Genomic DNA, 25,575 nt, shown 5'->3' with positions numbered 1-25,575 from the left:
GCGCGTAACACGCACATTGGCTTCATTGGCTCCGCCGCGCACGTTTCTCCCCTGGACGAACGAGAGGAATGGGTGCCGCTAACGGTTTGGCGAGCGGTTCCAGTATACGGACCCGGAATGTCGGCACCGGGATGATTACGGCGAACGCGGAGACGCTGACAGGACCGGCGGCATCCGAACCCGGTCATCGCCTAGAATGGGGAGGTAAGCCACCCGGTTAGAGGAGCGATGAACATTGCTGTAGAAGACCGCGTCACGCCGGCCGGCGTGAGCGCCGTCGACAAGGTCAGGGGATACATTTCCCTCACCAAACCCCGAGTGATGGAATTACTTCTCGTCACGACGGTCCCCGTCATGATCCTCGCCCACGGCGGGATCCCGGACCTGTGGCTGGTCCTCGCCACGGTGATCGGCGGAGCACTCAGCGCCGGGTCCGCAGGAGCTTTCAACTGCTACATCGACCGCGACATCGACAAGGTGATGAAACGGACCAGCAATCGTCCGCTCGTGACGGGCGTGCTGAGTCCCCGTGAAGCTCTCGTTTTCTCCTGGGTCCTGGCGATCGCCTCGACCGTCTGGCTCTACCTGACGACGAACCCGCTCACGGCCGCACTCTCGGTCGGCGCAATCTTCTTCTACGTGGTCATCTACACGCTGTGGCTCAAGCGATGGACGTCGCAGAACATCATCTGGGGTGGCATCGCCGGCTGTTTCCCCGTACTGATCGGCTGGGCCGCTGTTGCGAACTCACTGAGTTGGACTCCGTTCATTCTCTTTGGTGTGGTGTTCCTCTGGACGCCTCCGCATTACTGGCCGCTCTCGATGAAGTACCGCGAAGACTACAAATCCGTCGGCGTTCCCATGCTCGCTGTAGTCCGCGGTCGCGCCCAGGTCGGCCTCCAGGTCATCCTGTACGCCTGGGCCACCGTCGCCTGTTCGCTGCTCCTCATCCCCGTCGCCTCGATGGGGATCGTGTACACGGTCGTCGCCGTGGCATCCGGCGGTTGGTTCATCTACGAGACCCACCGCCTGTACAGCCTCGCGATCCGTCACGAGAAGGTCTCACCGATGCGCGTGTTCCACGGCTCGATCAGCTACCTGACCCTGCTCTTCCTGGCCGTGGGCATCGACCCGCTGCTGCCGTTCTGATCGGGAACGCCGGTCCCGAGCGAGAGGGCAGGCAGGCGACGTCGCTCGCTGGCGGCCTTGCTGCCGATCTGGCCGCGTGGCAACCGCTCGATTCCGGCCAGGCCGACCTTCGCAACGAGTACCTCGCCTTCGTCGAAGCGCGTGGTGTCACCGCACAGGAGCGCGGCAGCGATAGGGCGCATCTCACGGCGAGCTGTTTCGTCTTCTCCGCCGACCTGTCCCGCGTGCTGCTGTGCTTTCACAAGAAGGTGCGCGCCTGGGTGCAGCTGGGGGGCCACATCGACCCCTCGGATCGCTCCGTCGCTGCGGCGGCTTTCCGTGAAGCGCTCGAAGAGGGCGGACTCGGCGTCACACCGCTGTCGCAGCTGCACCTCGACGTGGACAGGCATGAGCTGGGCGACGGCTTCACCCAGTGCGACGTCCACTGGGATGTCGGCTACGGCGCCATCGCCGATCTGGAGGCCCTTCCCATGGTCAGCGACGAGAGCGAGCAGGTGAAGTGGTGGCCCGTCGACGAACTCCCCACTGCGGTCCCCGACGGCTTCGAGCACCGACTGCGGCGCGTTCACGATGCGGCGGCCGCCCGGCAACCGACGGCGGATTAATCTCACATGTCGGGATCCCCGCCGAGAGGTCTATGACGGCTGGAGGGCCTCTACCGGCTCGGCGTCGACTGGAACAGCCGCCGGGGACGTGAGGTTGAGGACGACAACCGTCATCGCGGCAGCCAGCACACAGGCGAGGACCATGTGCAGTCCGACGAGTACAGGCGGCAGGCCGAGTCTGGCCTGCGCAACGCCGACAACGATCTGCAGCCCCTCGACGGCGAGAAGGCCGAGAGCGGGCAACTGCAGGCGTTTCACCGGAACCAGCCACGCGGCGGCCACGATGAGCCCGGTGAGGGCGAGCGTGATGTACGCCGGCCACGAGTGCACGTGCTGCAGGATCTCGGGGTCGAGGCCGTTGCGAGCCGCTCCCTCATCGCCGGCGTGCGGCCCGGACCCGGTGGTGAGGATGCCGACGACGATCGTCACAGCGACGAAGAACGACGCAGCGTGGGTGGTTGCGGCCAGCCAGACTGGCGCCGTCCGAAGCCGGGGTCCGTTTCCGGAGTAGACCCGGAAGACCAGGACCGACGCGAACACGACCAGAGCGACGCTGATCACGAAGTGGAATCCGACCACGTAGGGGTTCAGCCCGCTCCACACGGTAATGCCTCCGACGACCGCCTGGAGGAGCACACTGCAGGCGGGGATCACGGTAAGGACGAAGAGGTCCCTGCGCTTGGCGCGGTACCTCAACACGAACAATAGCGCAAAGATAGCGATGATCTGCAGGACGAAAAAGAGTGTCCTGTTGCCGAACTCGATGACGCCGTGGATGCCCATCTCCGGCGTGCTGATGAACGACTCGTCCGTGCATTTCGGCCAGGTCGGGCACCCGAGGCCCGACCCGGTCAGGCGCACGGCGCCTCCCGTGCCGACGAGGACGGTCTGCGCGGCAAGGTTCAACCATGCCACGACCCGGACACGGCGGTCGACATCGGTCGGAAGCCACGCCCAAAAGCGCCGGAACGCCTCGACGATCCGCGTCCGGAGTCCTCGGGGTGCCTCGGCGGTGTTGTTCACGGTGGAGCGATCCTCACTTGTGTTGTTGCTGTGACTGGTATCGGGCCTGCTGCTATTTATCCGCACAACCTGTAGAATCATAAGGTTCAAGCAATCAGTTCTGGCACTCGCCAGCGAACGGCGCGGGAGCAGCGCGGCCCCCGTCCTTGAACAATTCTAGATACGCAGATCAGCCGCCTGCACACTCCCGAGCAATTCGCGTTGGTGGGGCGTGCGCGGGAATGCGTCGCGCAGAAATCCTGTTACGCAGCTGAGAAGGAAAGAGGTTGACATGTCAGACGTCCTGATAGACCGCCCCGAACTCGCAAGCCTCGGGCAGTACGAATTCGGCTGGGCCGACTCGGACACGGCCGGCGCATCCGCCCGTCGTGGTGTGTCGCCTGAGGTCGTCACAGACATCTCCAACCTCAAGTCCGAGCCGGACTGGATGTTGCAGCGCCGGCTCAAGGGACTCGCCCTGTTCGAGCGCAAACCCATGCCGACCTGGGGAGCAGACCTCTCCGAGATCGACTTCGACAACATCAAGTACTTCGTTCGGTCGACCGAGAAACAGGCCCAGACCTGGGACGACCTGCCCGATGACATCAAGAACACCTACGAGCGACTCGGGATCCCCGAGGCGGAACGCCAGCGCCTCGTCTCCGGCGTCGCAGCCCAGTACGAGTCCGAGGTCGTCTACCACCAGATCAACGAAGACCTCGAGCGCCAGGGCGTCATCTTCATGGACACCGACACTGCTCTCAAGGAGCACCCGGAGTTCTTCGAGGAGTACTTCGGCTCGGTCATCCCCGCAGGAGACAACAAGTTCGCCGCACTCAACACCGCGGTCTGGTCTGGCGGTTCGTTCGTCTACGTGCCGCCTGGCGTCCACGTCGAGATCCCACTGCAGGCTTACTTCCGGATCAACACCGAGAACATGGGCCAGTTCGAGCGCACGCTGATCATCGCCGACGAGGGTAGCTACGTGCACTACATCGAGGGCTGCACAGCCCCGATCTACAAGTCGGACTCCCTGCACTCCGCGGTCGTCGAGATCATCGTGAAGAAGAACGCCCGCGTGCGATACACGACGATCCAGAACTGGTCGAACAACGTCTACAACCTCGTCACCAAGCGTGCCACGGCAGCCGAAGGCGCGACCATGGAATGGATCGACGGCAACATCGGCTCCAAGGTGACCATGAAGTACCCGTCGATCTTCCTTATGGGCGAGCACGCCAAGGGTGAGACGCTGTCTGTGGCCTTTGCCGGTCCGGGTCAGCACCAGGACGCCGGCGCGAAGATGATCCACATGGCGCCGTACACGCAGTCGTCGATCGTCTCCAAGTCGATCGCGCGCGGAGGTGGACGCGCCGGGTACCGGGGCGAGGTCCGGGTGGATGCCAACGCGCACCACTCCGCCAACACCGTGCGCTGCGACGCGCTTCTCGTCGACACCATCTCACGCAGCGACACCTACCCGGCGATCGACATCCGGGTGGATGACGTTCAGCTCGGTCACGAGGCCACCGTCTCCAAGGTCAGCGAGGAACAGCTGTTCTATCTGATGAGCCGTGGCATGCCCGAAGACGAGGCAATGGCGATGATCGTTCGCGGCTTCATCGAGCCGATCGCCCGGGAACTCCCGATGGAATACGCACTGGAACTCAACAAGCTCATCGAGATGGGCATGGAAGGATCGGTCGGCTAAATGACGATCTCCCCGCCGGAACACGCGACCACGAAGCTCGAGAACACCGGGCAGCTCGGCTACAAGAAGCACACGGATGGTGGATGGGGACTCGTTCCGATCCAGACCCGTTCGGAACGATTCGCCTCTCCTGTCGTCGAGGACTTCCCGGCCGTCACCGGTCGTGAGGCTGTCTGGAAGCTGACGCCGATCGATCGCATCTCCGATCTCATCGACGGACCGCTCGACGGAAGCGCATACGACATCGACGCGCCTGTTGTCGACGGTGTCGACGTGCGCTGGGTCGATCGGACCGACGCACGGATCGGAACGGCAGGAACTCCTGAGGAGCGCGCCTCGGCCAACGCCTGGACGCGGTTCGACCAGGCACTCGCCATCACCGTGTCAGGCGAAGACTCGAAGACCGCACGCGTCACGCGCTCCGTGCTCGGCAACGCAGCACGCGCCGCCCACGTGCTGATCGAAGCGAAGCCCTTCAGTTCCGGACTCATCATCCTGGCCAACACCGGTCAGGCGCGCCTGACCGAGAACGTCGAGATCCTCGTCGGCGACGGCGCCAACCTCACCGTCGTCACCGTCCAGCAGTGGGACGACGACGCGGTCCACCTGTCCTCGCACTTCACGACCGTCGGCCGCGATGCCCGCATCAAGCACGTCGTCGTCACCCTCGGCGGCAGCGTCGTCCGGGTGAACCCGTCGACGCACCTCAACGCGCCTGGTGGAGAGGTCGAAGCGCTCGGCCTCTACTTCGCCGACGCAGGGCAGCACCTCGAACAACAGGTCTACGTCGACCACGATGCGCCCCACACTCGCAGCCGCGTCACCTACAAGGGCGCACTGCAGGGCGCAGGAGCTCGCACGGTCTGGATCGGGGATGTCCTCATCCGCCAGTCCGCGACCGGGACCGACAGTTACGAGCAGAACCGCAACCTCGTCCTCACCGACGGCACCCGCGCCGATTCGGTACCGAACCTCGAGATCGAGACCGGCGACATCGCCGGCGCCGGGCACGCGAGCGCCACCGGCCGCTTCGACGACGAGCAGCTGTTCTACCTGCAGGCCCGCGGCATCCGCGAAGACGAAGCCCGCCGCCTCGTCGTGCGGGGATTCCTCACCGAGATCGTTCAGCAGATCGGTGACGCCGAACTGCAGGAGCGCCTCGAAATCGCGATCGAGGAAGAGCTGAACGGAACCAGCCTGTCAGCGGACGCCGACCGTGGCTGAACGCGTTTGCGCGCTCGGTGACCTGAAGCTGAACGAGGCGAAACGTGTCGTCGTCGGCGGCAAGCCGATCGCACTCGTCCTCGACAGCAACAACGAGATCCACGCCATCGGCGACACCTGCACACACGGCGACATCTCGCTGTCCGAAGGTTTCGTCGAAGGCGACACACTCGAATGCTGGGCGCATGGCTCCCAGTTCTCCCTTCTCACGGGCAAGCCTCAGTCGCTGCCCGCCTACGAACCCGTCCCGGTCTACATTGTGGAACTGGCGGACGGCGACGTGTACATCGACCCGACCGTAACGAAAGAGATTTAGCTCATGGCTGTACTTGAAATCCGCGACCTGCACGTCAGCGTCGAAACCGAGCAGGGCCCCAAGCCCATCCTGCGCGGTGTCGACCTCACCATCAACAAGGGTGAGACGCACGCGATCATGGGACCGAACGGTTCAGGCAAGTCCACCCTCGCGTACACGATCGCCGGACACCCGAAATACTCGGTCGACTCAGGATCGATCACCCTCGACGGCGCAGACGTCCTCGCGATGAGCGTCGACGAGCGTGCGCGCGCCGGCCTTTTCCTGGCCATGCAGTACCCGGTCGAGATCCCCGGCGTCACCGTGACCAACTTCCTGCGCACGGCGAAGACCGCCATCGACGGCGAGGCCCCGCCGATCCGCCACTGGATCAAGGACGTCAAGAGCTCGATGAAGAACCTGCGGATGGACTCGACCTTCGCCGAGCGCAACGTCAACGAAGGCTTCTCCGGCGGCGAGAAGAAGCGTCACGAAATCCTCCAGCTCGAGCTGCTGAAGCCCACGTTCGCTGTGCTCGATGAGACCGACTCCGGTCTCGACGTCGACGCGCTGAAGATCGTCTCGGAGGGCGTCAACCGCGCCAAAGAGACCACCAACCTCGGCGTCCTTCTCATCACTCACTACACGCGCATCCTGCGCTACATCAAGCCGGACTTCGTGCACGTCTTCGTCGACGGCCGGATCGCGGAACAGGGCGGACCCGAGCTCGCCGATCGTCTGGAAGACGAAGGCTATGACCGATTCCTCGCCGATGATGCGACGACGGCGTAAAATCAGATCATGGTGACAACACTGAGCCCTCAGCGCTTCGATGAAGTCGAAGAAGCGCTCAAAGACGTCATGGACCCCGAGCTCGGCATCAACATCGTCGACCTCGGGCTGATCTACGACCTCGGCTGGGATGAGGAGAACGACGCGCTCATCATCCACATGACGCTGACTTCCGCCGGCTGCCCGCTCACCGATGTGCTCGAGGAGCAGACCGCGCAGGCGCTGGACGGCGTCGTCGAGGCGTTCCGCATCAACTGGGTGTGGATGCCGCCGTGGGGTCCCGAGAAGATCACCGACGACGGCCGCGACATGATGCGGGCCCTCGGCTTCTCGATCTGACCCGATCGATCGAGGAGGCCGAGCCGCTATCGTCGAACCATGACGATCCCCGTCTCGGTCGACCCGATCGACGTCCTGCGCTCACGCACGAGCGAGAAATGGGCGGAGTACCCCGACGACGTGCTCCCGATGTTCGTCGCCGAGATGGACTACCCGCTCGCTGAGCCGATCCGTCGCGCGCTGCACGCGGCGATCGACCGTGGAGACGCCGGATACGTTGCAACGACGAACCCGCTGCCTGCCGCCCTCGTCGGTTATGCCGCACGGCGCTGGAACTGGGACCTCTCCGCAGCGACACTGCTGTCGACGGCTGACGTGAGCATGGGCATCGTCGAGATCCTCCGCCGGGTGACGTCGCCGGGTGACCGTGTGGTGATCACGACGCCCGTGTACCCGCCGTTCTTCGACCTGGTGACCGAGGCCGGAGCATCCGCCCTGCCTGTCCCTCTGGCCGACACCGGAAGTGGATTGCGACTCGATCTCGATGCGCTCGACGCTGCCTTCGATGAGGCAACAGCGTTCGTGCTTTGCAACCCGCACAATCCGCTCGGCTCGCCGCACTCCGCCGCAGAACTGGCGCGTGTCGCCGACCTCGCTGCCCGGCACGGTGTCACGGTGATCAGTGACGAGATCCACGCGCCGCTCACCCAGCCGGATGCCGTGTTCACTCCGTACCTGGCCTCCTCAGAGATTGCCGCGGCCAAGGGGTTCGCGATCCACTCGGCGAGCAAAGCCTGGAACATCGCCGGCCTCAAGTGCGCCGTTATGGTGGCCACCGGCGCGGAGCCGGCTGCGATCCTCTCCGGGATGCCCCTCGAGGTGACCTGGCGCACGGGGCAGTTCGGCATGCTCGCGAGTACCGCCGCATACACCGACGGTCAGGGCTGGCTCGACAGCGTCCTCGACGCCCTCGCCTCCAACCTCGATCTTCTCGACGAGCTACTGCGCACACACCTCCCTGAGGTGGGCTGGCGCCGGCCGGCCGCCGGCTATCTGGTCTGGCTCGACTTCCGGGGACGGGGATGGGGAGACGACCCGGCCGAGCGTATCCTCCGTGAGGCAGGGGTGGCGCTGAGCTCCGGCCTCGGATTCGGCGACCTCGGTGTCGGGTACGCGCGCATGAACATCGCCTGTTCGGCCGAGCTCCTCGAGGAAGCCGTCCTCCGGATCGCCGCCATCTCCCCGGGTCCTGCTGCGGAGTGAACAGGCGAGCCGCCCACCCGGCGGGCTCCCAGCCGTCGACAACGTAGACTGTCAGGTTGACCCCATTGTTCGATGCGCCGTTTTGGCGCGCCCCCAGGAATTGGACTGCGTTTTGCTGAGTGTGCACGATCTCGAAATTCGCGTCGGGGCGCGCGTCCTCATGGACGAGGTCAACTTCAGAGTCTCTGACGGGGACAAGATCGGGCTCGTCGGCCGGAACGGCGCAGGCAAGACCACGCTGACGAAGGTCCTCGCCGGTGAACTGCTGCCCTCGAACGGCAAGGTCGAGCGCTCAGGCGAGCTGGGCTACCTGCCCCAGGACCCACGGTCAGGCGACCCGGAAGAACTCGCGAGGACGCGGATCCTCAACGCACGCGGACTCGGCAGCCTCGTGCTCGGCATGCACGACGCGACAATGGGTATGGCCTCCACGGATCCCGCAACAAGCGAAGCCGCCATGAAGAAGTACGGCAACCTCGAGGAGCGGTTCCAGATGCTCGGCGGCTACGCGGCCGAAGCGGAGGCCGCGTCGATTGCGAGCAACCTCAATCTCCCCGACCGGATCCTCGACCAGCAGCTGAAGACCCTGTCCGGCGGTCAGCGCCGACGGATCGAGCTGGCCAGGATCCTGTTCTCCGACGCACGGACCATGATCCTCGACGAGCCCACCAACCACCTCGACGCCGACTCGGTCGTCTGGCTCCGCGAGTTCCTCAAGACCTACACGGGCGGATTCATCGTGATCACCCACGATGTCGAGCTCGTGGGGGAAACCGTGAACAAGGTGTTCTACCTCGACGGCAATCGTCAGGTCATCGACGTGTACAACATGAACTGGAAGAACTACCAGCGACAGCGCGAAGCTGATGAGGAACGCCGCAAGAAAGAGCGTGTCAACGTCGAGAAGAAGGCCACGTCGCTGCAACTCCAGGCGGCGCGATTCGGGGCGAAGGCGTCGAAGGCGGCGTCCGCCCACCAGATGGTGGCCCGTGCCGAGAAAATGCTCTCCGGTCTCGACGAGGTGCGTGCCGTCGACCGCGTCGCCAAACTGCGTTTCCCCGACCCCGCTCCGTGCGGCCGGACACCACTCATGGCGTCCAACCTGTCACGCAGCTACGGCTCGCTCGAGATCTTCACCGCCGTCGACCTCGCCATCGACCGTGGCTCGAAGGTTGTCGTCCTCGGACTGAACGGTGCAGGAAAAACGACTTTGCTGCGAATCCTCGCCGGCGTCGACAAACCAGACACCGGGCAGGTCGAGCCGGGCCACGGCCTCCGAATCGGCTACTTCGCCCAGGAGCACGAGACCCTCGACGTCAAGCGCAGTGTCCTTCAGAACATGGTGTCGAGTTCGCCGAACATCACCGAGACCGAGGCCAGGAAGGTGCTCGGATCGTTCCTGTTCACCGGGGACGACTCCCACAAGCCGGCCGGCGTGCTGTCCGGTGGAGAGAAGACCCGTCTGGCCCTCGCCATGATCGTCGTCTCCGGTGCGAATGTGCTGCTGCTCGATGAGCCCACGAACAACCTCGATCCGGCCAGCCGCGCCGAGATCCTCGACGCTTTGTCGCATTTCTCGGGCGCAGTGGTACTGGTCAGTCACGACGAGGGTGCCGTCCAGGCACTCAACCCGGAGCGGGTCCTGATCCTCCCTGACGGCGTCGAGGACCACTGGAACAAGGACTACCTCGAACTGATCGAACTGGCCTGACGGCCGGTCGGTCAGCGGGCGCCGGCCTCGCTCGCATCGACGAGATCGTCTTCGACGTCTGAATCGGTGCGTCTGGCTGCCCGTTTTCGGGCGCGTTCTGCCGCGCGCGCCTTCTCGGCGGGGTCGTCGGCGTTGAGGTGTCGATACTCTTCGCGGACCGCGTATGCCAGGAACGCAAACCCGAGCAGCCCGAAGACGAGCCACTGGAACGCATAGGACAGGTGGGATCCCTCGTCGAGTTCCGGCTTGAACGCCGGGTACGGACGCGAGTCGCTCGGAGCGGGATCCTCGGAATCGAGCAGCCCGTATGCACCCGTGTACACCGGTTGGTCGAATTGTTCGGCGAACTGGGCCAGCTCGACGGTCGCGATTTGACCGTCGGGCGCACCGCGGCCCGGCAGCGCTGGTTCGCCCCCCTTGAGGCGGGCGATCACGGTGACCTCACCGGACGGGGGAGCCGGAACGGCATCCGGCAGGTCCTGCGCGTTCCCGGTCGGCAACCATCCGCGGTCGACGATGAAAACCGAACCGTCGGCGAGTTGCAGGGGAGTGAGGACCTCAAAACCGGGCTGGCCGCTGCGCGGCCGGTTCCGAACGAGAACCTGGTCGTCCTCGAGGTAGCTCCCGGTCATCTCGACGGGAGTCCACGTGTCGTCGTCGTTCCAGTCGTCGACGTCACCGAGAACATCCGCCAGGGCCACTGGCGACGCGTCGTAATTGTTGATAACGCGCGAATTCGAGACCCGCTTTTCCTCGAGCCGTGAAAGCTGCCAGTTGGACAACAGAACGCAGACCAATGCGAACACGACGGCGACGGCGAGGTAACCGAACCATCGTCTGCTGAACGCGAATCGCCAGTTCTTCATCGGTCACCCCCCGCGTCCAAAGCAACGGCCCGGACGGGAAAGTCCCGGGCAGCGAGGAACGCGGAGAGGTATTCGGAGTGCTCGTCACAGGCGAGCCACACCTTCACGCGGTCTTCGCCGTGGATCTTCGGGTTGCGCCACTCGATCCGCCATCCGGCCTCGGCGGTGCACCCGGCCCGCGAACAGGTGAACTGCTCCGGTTCCTGGAAAAGTCCGATCATGAGGCTCGCTGATCCGGCTCGGAATCGTGCGTCTGCGTGGGCTCTGGGCGCTGCGGAATCACGACGACGCCGTCCGGCCGGAGCACCGAGGTATCGGCACGCGGTGAACCGACGTTCGCGAGGACGACGGCGACGTACGGCAGCAGAATCGCCCCGGCGGCGAAGACGAACAGCCACCAGCCCTGCGCGAAAAGCATGAGAAACAGGCACAGCACTCTGATGCTCATGGCAATCGAGTACTTGAGCACACGCGCGCGTCTTTCCGCATCGGGTGACGGCGGCAGGGAGGTGATGGATGGCTGTTTCATTCCCTCCCAGACTACGCTTGTTTTGTTCGCCCAGCCCGGTGTGCACGCTGTCGACAGCGATGCTCCTGCTGGGAATTTCCCCTACGCCGGAAGGCCGATACATGCCGCAGATCGAGATCATCCCCCGCACCGTGCTCATCACCGGAGGTAACCGCGGAATCGGTTACGCCATCGCGGAGGAGTTCGTCTCGCTCGGGCACCGGGTGGCCGTGACCGCCCGGTCGGGCGCGGGCCCGGAAGGTACGCTCACCGTGCGTGCCGACGTGACGGATGCCGCCTCGATCGACGCGGCGTTCACCGAGATCGAGCAGAAGCTGGGCCCCGTCGAGGTCGTCGTCGCCAATGCAGGAATCACGAAGGATACACTCCTGATGCGCATGTCGGACGAGGACTTCGACAGCGTCGTGAACACGAACCTCGGTGGTGCGTTCCGTGTGGTGAAGCGAGCGTCGAAGGGGATGCTCAAGGCCCGCTTCGGGCGGATCGTGCTGATCTCGAGTGTCGTCGGACTGTACGGGGGGCCCGGGCAGGTCAACTACTCGGCGTCGAAGGCCGGACTCGTCGGCATGGCACGTTCGATCACCCGCGAACTCGGGGGCCGCGGGATCACCGCGAACGTGGTCGCGCCCGGCTTCATCGAGACGGACATGACTGCCGAACTCGCCGAGGCCACCCAGGCGGAATACAAGAAGAGCATTCCCGCCGGCCGTTTCGCCACTCCGGCCGAGGTCGCCAAGGCCGTTGCCTGGCTGGCCGGCGATGACGCCGGATACATCTCGGGCGCCGTGATCCCCGTCGACGGTGGCCTCGGCATGGGGCACTGACCCGGACCCTGCCGAGTGCGTGTCAGCCGCGCAGGCCGAGCAGCGGGAGGATGTCGGAAAGGTCGACCGCGCCGCAGACGACGTCAGCGCGCTTCCGAACGGCGGGCTTCGCGTTGAACGCGACGCTGAGACCCGCCGCCGCCATCATCTCGAGGTCGTTGGCGCCGTCGCCGACGGCGACCGTCCTCGACATCGGAACCCCGGCGTCCGCCGCCCAGTCCCGGAGGGCGGATGCTTTCGCCGTGGCGTCGATGATCGGACCGGTGACCGCCCCGGTCAGCCGGCCGTTTACCACCTCGAGCCGGTTGGCGCGCCACACGTCGAGACCGAGATCGGCTCCGAGCGGATCGAGCAGCTCGTGGAAGCCGCCGGAGACGACACCGACCTGGCCGCCTGCCTTCTGCACCCCCGCGAGAAGGTCGCGAACCCCGCGCGTCGGCGCGATGCGCGCGGAGACGGTCGTGAAAACCGAGTCCGGCAGCCCGGCCAGGGTCGCGACGCGCTCACGGAGGCTGTCGGCGAAATCGAGTTCACCGCGCATCGCGCGCTCGGTGACATCGGCGACGAGGGCGAGCGAACCGGCTTCCTCCGCGAGCAGCTCGATCACCTCGTTCTCGATGAGGGTGGAATCGGCGTCGAGCACGACGAGGAACCGGGCCGGCGCTGAGCGCGCCGGCGAGTGCTGGGAACTCATCGGGAGACGCGCACGCCCTTGCCGACGACGGTGAGCCCTGACGCGGTGACCGTGAAGCCGCGTGCACGGTCGCGGTCGTGGTCGACACCGATCGATGCGCCGGATTCCACGACCACGTCCTTATCGAGGATCGCCCGCTTCACCGTGGCATCCGGCTCGACCATCACCCGGTCGAAGAGGACCGAGTCAACGACCTGCGCTCCCGATTCGATTTTGGACCAGGCGCCGAGCACGCTGCGCTCGATGTGTGCACCAGAGATGAGCGACCCGAGCGACACAATCGAGTCGATGGTCGTTCCGAGGTTGCCCCTGGCGTCACGCACGAACTTGGCCGGCGGAGAGTTGAGCTGCTGGCTGAAGATCGGCCATTCGCTGTTGTACAGGTTGAAGATCGGAAGGGTCGAAATCAGGTCCTGGTGCGCTTCGAAGAACGAGTCGATCGTTCCGACATCCCGCCAGTAGTAGCGGTCGCGGTCGGTCGAACCTGGAACGTCGTTGCGTTTGAGGTCGTACACGCCGGCGTCTCCGCGCGCCACGAAGTCGGGGACGATGTCTCCACCCATGTCGTGGTTGGAATCGGTCAGTTCACCGTCGCGGGTGACCGCGTCGATCAGGGCGTCGGTGTTGAACACGTAATTACCCATCGAGGCGAGAACCTCGTGGGGAGCGTCAGCGAGGCCCTGCGCGTTGATCGGCTTCTCGAGGAACTCGGAGATCTTCGTCGGGTCGGCCGGGTCGAGTTCGATGACACCGAATTGGTCGCTGAGTTCGATCGGCTGCCGGATGGCCGCGACCGTCGCTCCACGACCCGAGTCGATGTGGGCCTGAATCATCTCGCGGAAGTCCATGCGGTAGACGTGGTCGGCGCCGACGACCACGACGATGTCGGGCTTCTCATCGCGGATCAGGTTGAGGCTCTGCAGGATCGCGTCGGCGGAGCCGGAGAACCAGCGCTTGCCCAGGCGCTGCTGGGCCGGGACGGATGCGACGTACGAATTGAGCAGGCCGGAGAGGCGCCAGGTCTGCGACACGTGGCGGTCGAGGCTGTGCGATTTGTACTGCGTCAACACGACGATCTGGGTGAGCCCGGAGTTGATCAGATTCGACAGGGCGAAGTCGATGAGCCGGTACTGGCCGGCAAACGGCACGGCCGGTTTTGCCCTGTCTGCTGTGAGTGGCATCAGGCGTTTGCCTTCTCCGCCTGCGAGGACAATGCCAAAGATCTTCTTCGATGCGACCATGCCACAACACTAGAGGCAACCCCATACCTGTACTAGCGTTCGTGTCATGCGAGTTGATCTTCTTACCCGGGAATACCCACCAGAAATCTACGGCGGGGCCGGTGTGCACGTGGCAGAGCTGGTGTCGGCGATGCGCGGCGAGATCGATGTCACCGTGCGCTGTTTCGGTGCCGACCGGGGAGAGGCCGATACTTTCGCGTACCGGGTACCTGAGGAACTCGCTCGCGCCAATGGTGCACTGACGACGCTGGGAACCGACCTGCTGATGGCGCAGGACGCGGAGGGCGCCGACCTGGTGCACTCGCACACCTGGTACGCCAACGGTGCCGGACATCTGGCGAAGCTGCTCCACGGCATCCCGCACATCGTGTCGGCGCACAGCCTCGAGCCGCTGCGTCCGTGGAAAGCCGAACAGCTCGGCGGCGGGTACCGCGTGTCGAGCTGGATCGAGAAGACCGCATTCGAGGCAGCGGATGCCGTGATCGCGGTGAGCAACGGGATGCGGCGCGACATCCTCCGCAGCTACCCTGCACTGGATGAGTCGCGGGTACACACCATCTACAACGGCATCGACCTCGCTGCGTGGCAGCCGGTGCACGACGACGAACTCGTGCGCTCCCTCGGGATCGACCCCGATCGCCCCAGTGTCGTCTTCGTCGGGCGGATCACCCGGCAGAAGGGGCTGCCGTACCTGCTTCGAGCAGCGTCCCTGCTGCCGAAGGACGTTCAGCTCGTGCTCTGCGCCGGTGCGCCGGACACTCCCGAGATCATGGCGGAGGTCGAGGCAGGCGTCCGTGAACTCCAGAAGGAACGCTCGGGAGTCGTCTGGATCGACCGGCTGCTGCCCCGCCGTGAGCTCTGCGCCGTACTCACCGCCGCGACGACCTTCGTGTGCCCGTCTGTGTACGAACCGCTCGGCATCGTGAATCTCGAGGCCATGGCCTGCGGCGCCGCTGTGGTCGGCACCGCGACGGGAGGCATCCCCGAGGTCGTCGACGACGGCGTCACCGGTCGGCTTGTGCCGATCGAACAGGTCACTGACGGCACCGGAACGCCGGTCGACCCTGATCGCTTCGTCGCCGAACTGGCTTCAACCCTCACCGCTGTGGTGTCCGATCCGGATGCCGCCAGGGCGATGGGGGTCGCGGGTCGCGACCGTGCAGAACGCGAGTTCAGCTGGTCACGGATCGGCCGGGAGACCATCGACCTGTATCGGTCTGTCCTCGCCCGCTGACGGGCGAGCCACGACACGACCAGGGCCCCGGGACGGATAGGCTTGAAGCATGTCGAGCGTTTTGCAGTTGAGTGACGTATCGGTCGTGCGCAATGGTCGTGCGATCGTGGATTCAGTGTCGTGGACGGTCGAGGACGACCAGCGTTGGGTGGTGCTTGGCCCCAACGGGGCCGGCAAGACCACAATCCTTCAGCTGTCGTCCACGCTGATGCATCCGAGCAGCGGGCAGGTCACGATCCTCGACTCCGAACTCGGCAAAGTGGATGTCTTCGAACTGCGTCCGCGAATCGGAATCGCGTCGACGGCGATGGCCCGCCGGGTTCCGTTCGAGGAGACCGTGCTCAACGTCGTCATGACCGCGGCGTACTCGGTCACCGGGCGCTGGAACGAGGACTACGAAGACATCGACGTGAAACGTGCGAAGCGCGTCCTCGCCGAGTGGCGTCTCGAAGACCTGTCCGATCGCCGCTTCGGGACTCTCAGTGACGGCGAGCAGAAGCGGGTGCAGATCGCCCGTTCGGTGATGACCGACCCCGAACTGTTGCTTCTCGACGAGCCCGCGGCAAGCCTCGACCTGGGAGCAAGGGAAGAGCTCGTCGCGCTCCTCGGCGGGTACGCCCGTTCGGAGGATTCACCGGCGATCGTCATGGTCACTCATCACGTGGAAGAGATCCCGTCCGGCTTCACCCATGCATTGCTCCTTGCCGACGGCAAGGTCGTCGCTTCAGGGCCGATCGCCGAAGCCCTGACAAGCGACACGCTCACGGCGACCTTTGGATTGCCGATCGAGCTGACCGAACGCGACGGCCGATACAGTGCGCGTGCCGAGTAGCGGCGCTCATCTGATAAAGTAGGTAGCTGGCCCCGATGGGCCGCACACTTTCTTACCGCACCGCCGGTGCGCACGAGACTGACACACACCCAACGACTTGCAAGGAAGTCCTCATGAAGACTGACATCCACCCCGACTACAACCCGATCGTTTTCCGCGACCTCGCGTCGGGCGCAACGTTCCTCACCCGCTCCACGGTGACCAGCTCCAAGACGATGGAATGGGAAGACGGAAACGTCTACCCCGTGATCGACGTCGAGATCTCGTCTGAGTCGCACCCGTTCTACACGGGCAAGCAGCGCATCATGGACTCGGCCGGACGCGTCGAGAAGTTCAACCAGCGCTTCAAGGGTTTCGGCGCGTAAGCACCAACACTTTTCAGAAAGACCCGCGGTCCTCGGACCGCGGGTCTTTTGTTGTATGCGGGAGTGCGCTGGCGGGAGCGGGATGACCGAGGAACGAAGGGGAGCGTCAGAACGGGGGAGTATCGTCCACGCAGCCATTCGGCTGAGACTGCTGCGACTGCTGCGGTGGCGACGTCTGCTTCTCCCGGGGAGGGCCTGGCACCGACAGAATAATGTCTGGCTGTGTGACGTACGTCCGTCCTCCTGGTGAGGTCCAGCGCAGCGCGCCGGCGCTGAGTTGTTCCGCCCGCCAGATGGTCTGATGTTTCAGCCGGTGATGTTTCGGACAGAGGTGCGACAGGTTCTCGCACTGGGTCGCTCCGCCGAATTGGTGATCTTTCGTATGGTCGAGATCGCAATGACGAGCGGCACGACGACACCCAGGGAACCGGCACGTTCCGTCGACATAACGAAGGTAGCGCCGCATCGCCTTGCTCGGTCGATATGTCGTGGAATCGAGGGCGATCGGAGCACCCGTCTTCGGATCGGTCAGCATCCGGTTCCAGGTTGCGGCCTGACCGGCGAGGAGTCGGGCGGTCTTCGCGTCGATGGGACCGTAGCCATCGAGGGTGGCGGGTTGGTCACCCCAGCCGAGGAGCGTCAGCGCCGGCACGGTTACGACGACGGTGGGGCGGATCCGGCTGAATGCAAAGCCTGAACCGATCGACGGGCTGATCTCAGCCTGTGGAGCGGGGTCAGTGAGGTCAGTGGGGTCAGTGGGGCCAGTGAGGCCACTGAGGAGATCGCCAGACAGAGCCGCCGCCAGCGCATCGGCACAGACATCGACGCTGAGTTGCGGCAGGGTTCGCTCTTCACCTGGTTTCTTGCGCAAGACATCCGCCCGGTCACGAATGGCCGTGAAGATCGACGACGCCTCCGGGGCGGTCGTGTAGAGACTCAACCACGCCATACCGTCGGCAGCAGGTTCGAAGTCGAGTCGGCGGTCCTTCGCTGATTTCGCGACGCGTGCGGCGATTGACTCCTCGTCCAGGCGCTCGCGGAGCAGCCGTGCCTTCGACGTGAACTGCGGCACGGTCAGAGCCTTCGCGAACGGCAGGGCCTGTTGTTCAAGAGCCGACGCCGCATCGGGGTTGAGGGTGGAAATCTGGTCGACGATCACCCGGGCGTGCCGGTACGAAATCTCACCGCCCCGAAGCGCGTCCATCGTTGCAGGCAACCGGCTCATCAGGGCCTCACTGTCTGCGAGCATTCCTCTCACCGTCGCCTCAGGCATCCGCAACGCGCAGGCGAGTTCCGCGATCAGGGACCTGCGTGCCATCTCGCGGCGCTGGGATTCTGTGAGCGTCGACCCGAACGTGAGTACGCCGTGTTCGGTGATCTCGGCGAGTCGCCTGGCCTCATCGATCCGTTCCACCTGCCAGGCCATGAGCTTCGCCTGGTCGCGATCCGAAGCAGCGACTTCGTCAACGAGAGCGCTGACAGCATTCGCCCGCGCTGAGCTCAATGGCGGTTCGATCGGACCGTCGTCGAACATCACAGCGAGTGCCGGATCGACGTCGTCGTCTGCATCCTGCGGTGGATCAAGGAGCTCTTGCATGCCCCTATTTTCTCGGGGACCACCGACATCCGACCTCGACAGATCGGACCCGCCAATGGGAGTGACTGACTTGTGCTGGCCGGAGGTGTCAACGTTTAATGCTGGACGGTCGACGACTGTCTCAGCGGAGGAGTCGGGTGACGAACTCGTCCACGACAGTGTCGATCGACAGGTTGTCGTCGATGGGAGTTGTGAGACGGTCAAGCATGATTCCGTCAATTGCATAGTGGAACAAGGCCAGCTCGATTCGCCCTCCGGGAAGGCCAGCGCTCGAGTTGAAGGCGACATCGTCTTCGAATGCTCGCCGCCTCCACGCCCCGAGTGTTTCTGCAACGCTTGGGCGCCGCGATGCTTCGAGCCTTAGCTCGAACAGCGCGAGCGACACATGCGGGTCTGCGCTGAGCCGCCGAACGACGTCGCGCAGATACTCGGCGAACAGGGCACGGTCCGGTGCGCGCCCGAGAGGCGGCGCGACGGTGTCTGGGTTGGGGGCGAGTCTCTCTTCGATCCGATCGACCAACGCGGTGATCAGGGCGTCGCGAGTCGCAAAATAATTAGAGGCGGTTCCCCTCGGGGTGCCTGCGGCGGCATCGACAGCACGGTGAGTGAGGCCACGAGCGCCCTCCTCCGCAAGAACGCGAATACCTGCGTCGGCAAGCGCTGAACGTCGATCGTCGTTGCGAACCATGGACACGATGCTACCCGAACCACGACGCCTGTTGTACTCTAACTACGACAAATGTCGTGATTGGAGTCAGTATGCGCGAACTTGTTTACTACGTGGCCGTCAGTCTCGACGGTTACATTGCCGAACCAGGCGGCGGATTCGACGCGTTCCGCGCCGAAGGCGATCACGCGTCAGTGATCTTTGGTGAGTACGCTGACGCACTTCCTGGGCACACCCTGTCCGGCCTCGGCATCGAGCCACCGCGAACACAATTCGACACGGTCATCATGGGGTGGAACACCCTCATCCCCGCGCTGGAGATCGGCATCACCAGTCCATACCCCCACCTGCGCCAGTTCGTTGCGAGCCGACATATTCGCGACCTCGACTCGTCAATCACCATGACGAACGATCCGTTGTCTACGGTCCGTGATCTGAAGAAGGAAAACGGGCTCGACATTTGGCTCTGCGGTGGGGGAGAACTCGCGGGTGCGCTGCTGCCGGAGATCGACCGCCTGGTGCTGAAAAGGAATCCTTTCGCTTTCGGCTCAGGAATCCCACTTTTCGGCAACGCACCCTACGAACCGCGAGCACTCGTGCTGACGGTTTCGCGCTCGTTCCGGTCGGGCGTCATCGTCGAAGAGCACGTATTCAGCGACTAACGCCGCCCGACGCGCGACCCGCTGACGCTTGACCTCGAAAACGTCTCCTCGCAGTTGCCTTCCCGTCAGGTCAGCGCAGACACGGTCACGGCCGTATGCGGTCAGCGCACCGGCCACCCGGTTGACGCCACGAAAGTGGCGTCACGGTTGCGGCGCATGTAGTCCTGGAAGCTCACGGCCTGGTCCTCGCACCAGCTCTCCTGGAGGCGGTGCAGTTCGATGGCGTCGACGTCGAGGGCACGGGAATGGGTGCGAGCGATCGCCTGGGCGACTCGCCCGGCGGCTATGGCATCCGCACCGGCGTCATGGGCGTCCGTGAGCTCGACGCCGTAGTGGAAGGCAGCGGCCACGAGCGTGCGCTTGCCCTTGCGGTAGCGGTCGACGGCTTTGTCGATGACCAGGGGGTCGATTACCGGGAACGGATTCACCAGCGGCGCCACGCGGTGGCGTTCGGCCTCGTGGAACAGCAGGGAGAGGTCGTATGGCGCGTTGTAGACCACGACGGGGATGCCCGCATCAAAGTAACTCCGCAGCGCTGCGACGATCTCGGCGACCACGAGAGGGGCCGGGCGTCCTTCAGCACGCGCACGTTCGGTGGTGATGCCGTGGACAGCGGTCGCCTGCTCAGGGATGGGAACCCCGGGGTCTGCCAGCCAGTCGCTGCGGCGGACAACGTCACCCCGGCCGTCGAGGAGACTGACGTTCGCACTCACGATCCGGCTCGTCACGACGTCTATCCCGGTTGTCTCGAGGTCGAAGACGGCGAGGGTCTCGGCCCACTGAGCGACGGTTGTTATCTCCACGGGGGCAACGGTATGGCGCACCACCGACATGTCGTCGCTCACGAGTGGCGCCTCTGCGAGAACGGCGAGTCGTCCGGTCTCGCCACGTGCAGCCAATAGAAACTCTGGGTCGCGATGGTGAGGGTCACGGACCCGTGCTCGTCGAAAGACGGGAACTCTCCTCCACCGAAAAGGTCGAAGAGTCGACATCCGGCCAGGTCAGGCGCCACGACCGTCGTCGCGATCGGGTGGTGCGAGAAGCTGAAGACGCAGAGGATCTCTTCCTTTTCGTCGCCGATGTGACCGCCGACATGGCCACCGGTTCCCTCGTACCGTCGGACGAAACTCAGAACCGATTCGTGATCGTTCGACACCACGTCGATGCTCCCGAGCCCGAAAGCCGGGTGCCCCTTGCGCACGTGGATGACGTTGCGAACCCAGTGCAGGAGCGACCGGGACTGGGCCAGCTGGGACTCGACGTTGACGAGGGTGTAGTTGTAGACGAGCGACTGCACTACCGGCAGGTACAGCTTGCCTGGATCTGCCGAAGAGAATCCGGCATTGCGGTCAGGCGTCCACTGCATCGGCGTGCGAGACGCGTCACGGTCGGCGAGCCAGATGTTGTCGCCCATGCCGATCTCATCGCCGTAATAGATGAATGGGCTCCCCGGCAGCGAGAACAGCAACGCGTGGGCGAGTTCGAGTTCGGCCCGGGAATTGTCGAGCAGGGGAGCGAGACGGCGACGGATCCCGATGTTCGCGCGCATCCGTGGATCGTATGCGTACCAGCCGTACATCGCCTGCCGGTATTCCTCGCTCACCATCTCGAGAGTGAGTTCGTCGTGGTTGCGCAGGAAGACGGCCCACCCGGCCCAGGCGGGAATATCCGTCGTTTCGGAGAGCATCCGGACCAGTTCCTCAGCCTGCTGCGACCTCAATGAATAGAAGATGCGGGGCATGACCGGGAAGTCGAAGGCCATGTGGCATTCGGGTTCCTCGTCTGTGCCGAAGAAAGCGGCGACCTCGCGGGGCCACTGGTTGGCTTCGGCGATCATCACGCGGCCGGGATACTCCAGATCGACCATGGCACGGAGCGTCTTGATGAAGGCGTGCGTCTTCGGTTCGCCTTCACCATTGCCCTCGTCCGATTCGTACAGGTAAGGGATCGCATCGAGCCGGAAGCCGTCGACTCCCATGTCGAGCCAGAACCGGATGACGTCGAACATGGCGTCGTGGACGGCCGGGTTCTCGAAGTTGAGGTCGGGCTGGTGCGAGAAGAAACGATGGAAGAAGAACTGTCGCCGAACCGGGTCGAAAGCCCAGTTGGAGTCCTCGGTGTCGGTGAAGATGATCCGGATGTCCGGCCACTTCTCGTCGGTGTCGCTCCAGACATAGAAGTCCCCGTACGGCCCGTCCGGATCCTCACGGGATTCCTGGAACCACTCGTGCTGGTCGGAAGTGTGGTTGAGCGGGAGGTCGATGATGATGCGCATGTTGCGTTCGTGCGCCTTGGTAACGAGGTCCTTGAACTCGTCGACGGTGCCGAACTCCGGAAGGATCGACCGGTAGTCGGAGACGTCGTAGCCACCGTCTCGCAGCGGCGACGTGAAGAACGGGGGGAGCCAGAGAGCGTCGACACCGAGCCATTGCAGATAATCCAGCCGCGAGGTCAGCCCCTGCAGGTCACCAGCTCCGTCGCCGTTGCTGTCGACGTACGCCCGCACCATGACCTCGTAGAAGATCGCCCGGCGATACCACAACGGGTCTCGGGCGAGTCCGGGAAGTTGAATGGGAGCGGTGAATGTCACGGGGAACCGATTCCGTTTCGGGGGCGCGGGGCGTGTGTCCCCGCGTGGGAGTGTAGGCAGTCTAAAGGCGGGATGGTTCGGTTCCCGCGAGCGAAAAGCCTAAACTGGAATTCCCCATGACAGTTCGTTCACCGTACGCCGCGCGCCTCGATCGCATCCCGGTCGCCCGTCGCTCCATCTCCGTCGGCGGAAGCCTCACCAGCTACTGGGAATACGGCACGCCGTCCGACCGGCCCACTCTGGTGATGGTCCACGGATTCCGCGGTGACCACCACGGGCTCGAACCCGTCGTTGCGCACCTCGAGGGTTTCCATATCCTCAGCCCTGACCTGCCCGGTTTCGGCGAATCCGAGCCGCTTCCCGGCACCCACGACATCGACGGTTACGGTGCCTGGTTGAACTCGTTCGTCGCCGCCATCGACCTGCCTGTTGCCCCGGTGATCCTCGGCCACTCGTTCGGTTCGATCATCGTGTCGGCGTCGCTGGCTCGAACAGCGCTCCGCGCACCGCGGGTGATCCTGGTCAACCCGATCGCCGCTCCTGCCCTCGCCGGGCCACGCGGCATCCTCACACGCCTCGCCGTCTTCTACTACCAGATGGGGGCGTGGCTGCCCGAGCCACTCGGATTCGCGCTTCTGCGCAACCGCATCATCGTCCGCGTGATGAGCGAGACCATGGCGAAGACCAGAAACAGGGACCTGCGTCGATGGATCCACAACCAGCACGACCTCTACTTCAGCGCGTTCGGCAACCGCGCCGTCGTACTCGAAGCCTTCCGGGCATCCGTCGGCAACGACGTCAGCGAGTTCGCCGCACGCGTCGTCGACCGGACCCTGCTGATCGCCGCTGACCGCGACGACATCACGCCCGTCGACGCCCAGCACCGTCTCGTCGACGCCTTCCCCGACGCCACCCTCGAGATCCTTCCAGACGTCGGACACCTCATCCACTACGAGGTCCCCGGTCCAGCCGCCGACCTCATCCGGGCATTCCTCGCCGAGGAGCCCGAGTGAAACTCCTCGTGGATTGTCGCTGGGTGACCGCCGATCCCGATGATCAGCTCAGCCGGATGACGCGCGGAATCGTGGGTGCTCTCGCCGAGCGGCGTCCGTTCGTGATGATCGTCGGGCCGTCGACAGCACTCGACCTGCTGCCCGACCTGCCGTGGGAACTTCTGCCATCACCGACCAGCCCTGCCGAGCTGACGACCGGACGCAGACTCAACTCGATCGGGGCCGACGTCGTCTTCTCGCCGGCACCCGGCCTGTCAGGAATCGGTCGCCGCTTCGGACTGATCACGGCAGGAGGAACACCTCACGTACCGAAGGGCGCGAGTCTCGCGACCCGGTTGGCCGTGTGGCCGTGGCGGCGCCGCTTCACCCGGGCGTGGATGATGCGTTCCGTCGACGTGATGGTCGGTGTCTCCGGTGCCCAGCAGCGGGCGTTGCTCGGTGACAGCGTCGCCGACCAGCCGGTCATCGCCCTGCACGCCGAGGACGCGGCAAGCGTGTCAGCTGAGACCTGGCGCGAGACCGTCGCTCAGCTCGACCGCGTCATCGAGTCGGTCTGGACGACGACAGAGGCCGGTCGCCGATAACCCGAACCGGTCGCTCAGTCGAGCAGTCGTTCCGCGAGCGCGGCGAGGGTCTCAGACGCTCCGGAGTCGAGTTTGACTGTCGCCCGTGAATCGCCCTTCGTCGCGCCACGGTTGATGATCACGATCGGGAGCTTGTTGCGGCGGGCGTGCTCGAGAAGACGGATGCCGGAGTTCACGACAAGCGACGAACCGGCGATGACGAGGGCGTCAGCGGTCGCGATCAGATCCCTCGCTTCTGCGAACTTGTCTGTCGGGACGAACTCCCCGAAAAACACGACATCGGGCTTGAGATGACCTCCGCAGACGGAGCAGACCGGCGGGATGAAGTCGTCGACGCGAGCGACTTCGGCGTCGCCGTCCGGGTTGAGGGTGACAGCGTCCGGGTTCGAGAGCCATGGGTTCTCCCGGTCGATCCTTGACGCGATGCTCGCCCGGGCGAAGGTCTGGCCGCAGTCCAGGCAGTGCACGCGGTCCATCGACCCGTGCAGATCGACGACCCGTTTCGACCCGGCGCGCACGTGCAGTCCATCGACGTTCTGCGTCACGACGCCGTTGACCAGCCCGTGGTCTTCCAGGGTGGCGAGCATCCGGTGGCCTGAGTTGGGCCGTGCAGCGTCGAACATCGCCCAGCCAAGGTGACTGCCGGCCCAGTATCGCCGGCGCGACGCGTCATTGAGCAGGAACTGGGAAACCGTCATCGGGGTGCGCTTCGGTGCTCCAGCTCCCCGGTAGTCGGGGATGCCGGAATCGGTGCTCACACCGGCACCGGTCAGCACGGCGAACGTGCCGCCCCGGAGGACGGCGTAGGCTGCATCGAGCCCTTGTTCGTCGAGCTCAGGGGTCGATCCCGCGATCATGGTCATGCTGCCTCCGAAACCCGCGACTGTCACGAGGGTGAACAACCGTCGTGTCGGAATTGTTTCAGCATCCGTCGCCCGGTCGTTCCTCAGAGACTACGCCACCCCAGCCGAAGGAATCTCGTGCAGATCGTCCCCATCACCGACCTCGGGGTCGACGGCCTCTCCGACTACGCGCGACTCACCGACGTCGCCCTCCGACGGGTCTCAGAGCCGGCCGGGGGACTGTACATCGCCGAATCCCACAAGGTGATCGCTCGCGCGTTAGCCGCCGGCCACGCCCCGCGTTCGGTGCTGCTGCAGGAGCAGTGGCTGCCGGATGTCGCTCCGCTGCTCGAGAAGTTCCCCGATGTTCCGGTGTACGTGGGTTCGTCCGCTGTCCTCGAGTCGCTCACCGGATACCACATGCACCGCGGAGCCCTCGCTGCCATGCAGCGACCCGAACTGCCGGCGATGGTCGATCTGCTGGAACACGCGACCCGCATCGTGATCCTCGAAGACATCGTCGACCACACGAACGTCGGGGCGATCTTCAGGTCAGTTGCGGGGCTCGGTGCTGACGCCGTCCTGATCACCCCGCGCTGCGCCGACCCGTTGTACCGTCGCAGCGTGCGGGTCAGCATGGGCACCGTGCTCCAGGTTCCGTGGACCCGGATGCCGGAATGGCCGGAGGCGCGACGCCTCCTCGGGGCCGCTGGTTTCCACGTGGCCGCACTCGCCCTCGACGACCGGGCGATATCGCTCGACGAGTTCTCGGCGAACCCGCCGGCACGAATCGCACTCACCCTCGGTGCCGAGGGTGATGGCCTGTCGACTGCCGCCCTCGACGCGGCCGACTCCCTCGTCACCATCCCGATGCTGCACGGCGTCGATTCGCTCAACGTGGCGTCCGCGAGCGCCGTCGCGCTGTGGGCCGTCCGCGATCGCCGCGTCCTGGAGCACACCTCCCGTCCTTGAACGCGCCGTCGCGATCGGCCGGTGGCGGTGGT

Annotated in this window: 29 protein-coding genes; 17 read left to right on the top strand and 12 right to left on the bottom strand. The window is 64.8% G+C overall.

Annotated features, from left to right (window positions below):
• Positions 1-228 precede the first annotated feature (228 nt).
• Positions 229-1,149, top strand: coding sequence for a heme o synthase (locus tag IWX78_RS04835; RefSeq protein ID WP_196832324.1), 921 nt, complete (start codon positions 229-231; stop codon positions 1,147-1,149).
• Here the strand turns inward: IWX78_RS04835 and IWX78_RS16345 are convergent.
• Complete coding sequence (locus tag IWX78_RS16345; protein WP_334684606.1) at positions 1,095-1,427, bottom strand: hypothetical protein; 333 nt, start codon at positions 1,425-1,427, stop codon at positions 1,095-1,097. The genes IWX78_RS04835 and IWX78_RS16345 overlap by 55 nt on opposite strands.
• Between IWX78_RS16345 and IWX78_RS16340 the strand changes: the two genes are divergently transcribed.
• Positions 1,374-1,754, top strand: coding sequence for an NUDIX domain-containing protein (locus IWX78_RS16340; protein ID WP_334684567.1), 381 nt, complete (start codon positions 1,374-1,376; stop codon positions 1,752-1,754). The two genes, IWX78_RS16345 and IWX78_RS16340, sit on opposite strands and share 54 nt — an antisense overlap.
• Before the next feature lie 30 nt (positions 1,755-1,784).
• Here IWX78_RS16340 and IWX78_RS04825 read toward each other — a convergent pair whose 3' ends face one another.
• Positions 1,785-2,777 carry a COX15/CtaA family protein gene (locus IWX78_RS04825; RefSeq protein WP_334684566.1) on the bottom strand — a complete coding sequence of 331 codons (993 nt, stop codon included), beginning with the start codon at positions 2,775-2,777 and terminating at the stop codon, positions 1,785-1,787.
• Between the two features lie 271 nt (positions 2,778-3,048).
• Here IWX78_RS04825 and sufB point away from each other — a divergent pair, with 271 nt between their 5' ends.
• From sufB to IWX78_RS04790, 7 genes are all read left to right on the top strand, one after another.
• Positions 3,049-4,467, top strand: a complete 1,419-nt coding sequence (sufB, locus tag IWX78_RS04820) for a Fe-S cluster assembly protein SufB (protein WP_196832322.1) — start codon at positions 3,049-3,051, stop codon at positions 4,465-4,467.
• Positions 4,468-5,691: a Fe-S cluster assembly protein SufD gene (gene sufD, locus IWX78_RS04815; RefSeq protein ID WP_196832321.1), complete on the top strand. Its 1,224-nt coding sequence runs from the start codon at positions 4,468-4,470 to the stop codon at positions 5,689-5,691. It abuts the gene before it with no gap.
• Complete coding sequence (locus IWX78_RS04810) at positions 5,684-6,007, top strand: non-heme iron oxygenase ferredoxin subunit (protein ID WP_196832320.1); 324 nt, start codon at positions 5,684-5,686, stop codon at positions 6,005-6,007. Before sufD ends, IWX78_RS04810 begins: the two co-directional genes overlap by 8 nt.
• Positions 6,008-6,010: 3 nt before the next feature.
• Positions 6,011-6,778, top strand: coding sequence for a Fe-S cluster assembly ATPase SufC (sufC, locus tag IWX78_RS04805; RefSeq protein WP_196832319.1), 768 nt, complete (start codon positions 6,011-6,013; stop codon positions 6,776-6,778).
• A gap of 9 nt (positions 6,779-6,787) precedes the next feature.
• Complete coding sequence (locus tag IWX78_RS04800) at positions 6,788-7,117, top strand: metal-sulfur cluster assembly factor (protein WP_196832318.1); 330 nt, start codon at positions 6,788-6,790, stop codon at positions 7,115-7,117.
• A 39-nt stretch (positions 7,118-7,156) separates the two neighbouring features.
• A complete protein-coding gene (locus tag IWX78_RS04795) occupies positions 7,157-8,320 on the top strand; it encodes a MalY/PatB family protein (protein ID WP_196832317.1) in 1,164 nt (387 codons plus the stop codon).
• A 112-nt stretch (positions 8,321-8,432) separates the two neighbouring features.
• Complete coding sequence (locus IWX78_RS04790) at positions 8,433-10,031, top strand: ABC-F family ATP-binding cassette domain-containing protein (RefSeq protein WP_196832316.1); 1,599 nt, start codon at positions 8,433-8,435, stop codon at positions 10,029-10,031.
• Positions 10,032-10,042: 11 nt separating this feature from the next.
• On the opposite strand, the gene IWX78_RS04785 is transcribed toward IWX78_RS04790, so the two are convergent.
• From IWX78_RS04785 to IWX78_RS04775, 3 genes are read right to left on the bottom strand one after another with little or no spacing between them, the layout of a single operon-like run.
• Positions 10,043-10,897 (bottom strand): SURF1 family cytochrome oxidase biogenesis protein, encoded by an 855-nt coding sequence (locus IWX78_RS04785; RefSeq protein ID WP_196832315.1) that lies wholly within the window; start codon positions 10,895-10,897, stop codon positions 10,043-10,045.
• On the bottom strand, positions 10,894-11,118 hold the full coding sequence (locus IWX78_RS04780; protein ID WP_196832314.1) for a hypothetical protein: 225 nt from the start codon (positions 11,116-11,118) through the stop codon (positions 10,894-10,896). The genes IWX78_RS04785 and IWX78_RS04780 overlap by 4 nt, the downstream gene beginning before the upstream one ends.
• Positions 11,115-11,426: a DUF3099 domain-containing protein gene (locus IWX78_RS04775; protein WP_196832313.1), complete on the bottom strand. Its 312-nt coding sequence runs from the start codon at positions 11,424-11,426 to the stop codon at positions 11,115-11,117. The genes IWX78_RS04780 and IWX78_RS04775 overlap by 4 nt, the downstream gene beginning before the upstream one ends.
• 101 nt (positions 11,427-11,527) lie before the next feature.
• Here IWX78_RS04775 and fabG point away from each other — a divergent pair, with 101 nt between their 5' ends.
• Positions 11,528-12,250 carry a 3-oxoacyl-ACP reductase FabG gene (gene fabG / locus IWX78_RS04770; protein ID WP_196832312.1) on the top strand — a complete coding sequence of 241 codons (723 nt, stop codon included), beginning with the start codon at positions 11,528-11,530 and terminating at the stop codon, positions 12,248-12,250.
• Between the two features lie 22 nt (positions 12,251-12,272).
• On the opposite strand, the gene serB is transcribed toward fabG, so the two are convergent.
• Positions 12,273-12,944: a phosphoserine phosphatase SerB gene (gene serB, locus IWX78_RS04765; RefSeq protein WP_196832311.1), complete on the bottom strand. Its 672-nt coding sequence runs from the start codon at positions 12,942-12,944 to the stop codon at positions 12,273-12,275.
• Positions 12,941-14,185 carry a glucose-1-phosphate adenylyltransferase gene (locus IWX78_RS04760; protein ID WP_196832310.1) on the bottom strand — a complete coding sequence of 415 codons (1,245 nt, stop codon included), beginning with the start codon at positions 14,183-14,185 and terminating at the stop codon, positions 12,941-12,943. The genes serB and IWX78_RS04760 overlap by 4 nt, the downstream gene beginning before the upstream one ends.
• Before the next feature lie 46 nt (positions 14,186-14,231).
• Between IWX78_RS04760 and glgA the strand changes: the two genes are divergently transcribed.
• From glgA to IWX78_RS04745, 3 genes are all read left to right on the top strand, one after another.
• A complete protein-coding gene (gene glgA / locus IWX78_RS04755; protein WP_196832309.1) occupies positions 14,232-15,419 on the top strand; it encodes a glycogen synthase in 1,188 nt (395 codons plus the stop codon).
• Positions 15,420-15,468: 49 nt separating this feature from the next.
• Positions 15,469-16,251: an ABC transporter ATP-binding protein gene (locus IWX78_RS04750; protein ID WP_196832308.1), complete on the top strand. Its 783-nt coding sequence runs from the start codon at positions 15,469-15,471 to the stop codon at positions 16,249-16,251.
• Positions 16,252-16,364: 113 nt separating this feature from the next.
• The gene (locus IWX78_RS04745) at positions 16,365-16,616 is read left to right on the top strand and encodes a type B 50S ribosomal protein L31 (RefSeq protein WP_196832307.1); all 252 of its coding nucleotides are present in this window, start codon (positions 16,365-16,367) and stop codon (positions 16,614-16,616) included.
• Positions 16,617-16,722: 106 nt separating this feature from the next.
• Here the strand turns inward: IWX78_RS04745 and IWX78_RS04740 are convergent, their stop codons facing one another.
• Together IWX78_RS04740 and IWX78_RS04735 are read right to left on the bottom strand one after the other, a co-directional pair.
• A complete protein-coding gene (locus IWX78_RS04740) occupies positions 16,723-18,213 on the bottom strand; it encodes an HNH endonuclease signature motif containing protein (RefSeq protein ID WP_196832306.1) in 1,491 nt (496 codons plus the stop codon).
• A gap of 121 nt (positions 18,214-18,334) precedes the next feature.
• Entirely contained in the window at positions 18,335-18,901 is a 567-nt protein-coding gene (locus tag IWX78_RS04735; RefSeq protein ID WP_196832305.1) for a TetR/AcrR family transcriptional regulator, read from the bottom strand.
• Positions 18,902-18,972: 71 nt separating this feature from the next.
• Between IWX78_RS04735 and IWX78_RS04730 the strand changes: the two genes are divergently transcribed.
• Positions 18,973-19,542 carry a dihydrofolate reductase family protein gene (locus tag IWX78_RS04730; protein ID WP_196832304.1) on the top strand — a complete coding sequence of 190 codons (570 nt, stop codon included), beginning with the start codon at positions 18,973-18,975 and terminating at the stop codon, positions 19,540-19,542.
• A 101-nt stretch (positions 19,543-19,643) separates the two neighbouring features.
• Here IWX78_RS04730 and IWX78_RS04725 read toward each other — a convergent pair whose 3' ends face one another.
• On the bottom strand, positions 19,644-20,387 hold the full coding sequence (locus tag IWX78_RS04725) for an exonuclease domain-containing protein (protein ID WP_442929210.1): 744 nt from the start codon (positions 20,385-20,387) through the stop codon (positions 19,644-19,646).
• Positions 20,384-22,132, bottom strand: a complete 1,749-nt coding sequence (treS, locus tag IWX78_RS04720) for a maltose alpha-D-glucosyltransferase (protein ID WP_196832303.1) — start codon at positions 22,130-22,132, stop codon at positions 20,384-20,386. The genes IWX78_RS04725 and treS overlap by 4 nt, the downstream gene beginning before the upstream one ends.
• 116 nt (positions 22,133-22,248) lie before the next feature.
• On the opposite strand from treS, the gene IWX78_RS04715 reads away from it, so the two are divergent.
• Both IWX78_RS04715 and IWX78_RS04710 read left to right on the top strand, forming a co-directional pair.
• A complete protein-coding gene (locus tag IWX78_RS04715; RefSeq protein WP_196832302.1) occupies positions 22,249-23,145 on the top strand; it encodes an alpha/beta fold hydrolase in 897 nt (298 codons plus the stop codon).
• A 23-nt stretch (positions 23,146-23,168) separates the two neighbouring features.
• Positions 23,169-23,729: a hypothetical protein gene (locus tag IWX78_RS04710; protein WP_196832301.1), complete on the top strand. Its 561-nt coding sequence runs from the start codon at positions 23,169-23,171 to the stop codon at positions 23,727-23,729.
• A 14-nt stretch (positions 23,730-23,743) separates the two neighbouring features.
• Here the strand turns inward: IWX78_RS04710 and IWX78_RS04705 are convergent, their stop codons facing one another.
• Positions 23,744-24,592: a Sir2 family NAD-dependent protein deacetylase gene (locus IWX78_RS04705; RefSeq protein ID WP_442929209.1), complete on the bottom strand. Its 849-nt coding sequence runs from the start codon at positions 24,590-24,592 to the stop codon at positions 23,744-23,746.
• A 117-nt stretch (positions 24,593-24,709) separates the two neighbouring features.
• Between IWX78_RS04705 and IWX78_RS04700 the strand changes: the two genes are divergently transcribed.
• A complete protein-coding gene (locus IWX78_RS04700) occupies positions 24,710-25,543 on the top strand; it encodes a TrmH family RNA methyltransferase (protein WP_196832300.1) in 834 nt (277 codons plus the stop codon).
• Positions 25,544-25,575 lie beyond the last annotated feature (32 nt).

It is taken from the genome of Mycetocola sp. CAN_C7 (assembly GCF_015752285.1).
Classification (GTDB): Bacteria; Actinomycetota; Actinomycetes; order Actinomycetales; family Microbacteriaceae; genus Mycetocola_A.
Note: the sequence above shows the minus strand (reverse complement) of the source record. Positions and strands in the feature narration are given on the sequence as shown.

Bases quoted from the DNA above. Each gene is read 5' to 3' on its own strand.
- IWX78_RS04835 (WP_196832324.1), top strand. From the start codon at position 229: ATGAACATTGCTGTAGAAGACCGCGTCACGCCGGCCGGCGTGAGCGCC.
- sufB (WP_196832322.1), top strand. From the start codon at position 3,049: ATGTCAGACGTCCTGATAGACCGCCCCGAACTCGCAAGCCTCGGGCAG.
- sufD (WP_196832321.1), top strand. From the start codon at position 4,468: ATGACGATCTCCCCGCCGGAACACGCGACCACGAAGCTCGAGAACACC.
- sufC (WP_196832319.1), top strand. From the start codon at position 6,011: ATGGCTGTACTTGAAATCCGCGACCTGCACGTCAGCGTCGAAACCGAG.
- IWX78_RS04800 (WP_196832318.1), top strand. From the start codon at position 6,788: ATGGTGACAACACTGAGCCCTCAGCGCTTCGATGAAGTCGAAGAAGCG.
- IWX78_RS04795 (WP_196832317.1), top strand. From the start codon at position 7,157: ATGACGATCCCCGTCTCGGTCGACCCGATCGACGTCCTGCGCTCACGC.
- IWX78_RS04785 (WP_196832315.1), bottom strand. From the start codon at position 10,897: ATGAAGAACTGGCGATTCGCGTTCAGCAGACGATGGTTCGGTTACCTC.
- IWX78_RS04780 (WP_196832314.1), bottom strand. From the start codon at position 11,118: ATGATCGGACTTTTCCAGGAACCGGAGCAGTTCACCTGTTCGCGGGCC.
- IWX78_RS04775 (WP_196832313.1), bottom strand. From the start codon at position 11,426: ATGAAACAGCCATCCATCACCTCCCTGCCGCCGTCACCCGATGCGGAA.
- fabG (WP_196832312.1), top strand. From the start codon at position 11,528: ATGCCGCAGATCGAGATCATCCCCCGCACCGTGCTCATCACCGGAGGT.
- serB (WP_196832311.1), bottom strand. From the start codon at position 12,944: ATGAGTTCCCAGCACTCGCCGGCGCGCTCAGCGCCGGCCCGGTTCCTC.
- IWX78_RS04760 (WP_196832310.1), bottom strand. From the start codon at position 14,185: ATGGTCGCATCGAAGAAGATCTTTGGCATTGTCCTCGCAGGCGGAGAA.
- glgA (WP_196832309.1), top strand. From the start codon at position 14,232: ATGCGAGTTGATCTTCTTACCCGGGAATACCCACCAGAAATCTACGGC.
- IWX78_RS04750 (WP_196832308.1), top strand. From the start codon at position 15,469: ATGTCGAGCGTTTTGCAGTTGAGTGACGTATCGGTCGTGCGCAATGGT.
- IWX78_RS04745 (WP_196832307.1), top strand. From the start codon at position 16,365: ATGAAGACTGACATCCACCCCGACTACAACCCGATCGTTTTCCGCGAC.
- IWX78_RS04740 (WP_196832306.1), bottom strand. From the start codon at position 18,213: ATGCAAGAGCTCCTTGATCCACCGCAGGATGCAGACGACGACGTCGAT.
- IWX78_RS04735 (WP_196832305.1), bottom strand. From the start codon at position 18,901: ATGGTTCGCAACGACGATCGACGTTCAGCGCTTGCCGACGCAGGTATT.
- IWX78_RS04730 (WP_196832304.1), top strand. From the start codon at position 18,973: ATGCGCGAACTTGTTTACTACGTGGCCGTCAGTCTCGACGGTTACATT.
- IWX78_RS04715 (WP_196832302.1), top strand. From the start codon at position 22,249: ATGACAGTTCGTTCACCGTACGCCGCGCGCCTCGATCGCATCCCGGTC.
- IWX78_RS04705 (WP_442929209.1), bottom strand. From the start codon at position 24,592: ATGACCATGATCGCGGGATCGACCCCTGAGCTCGACGAACAAGGGCTC.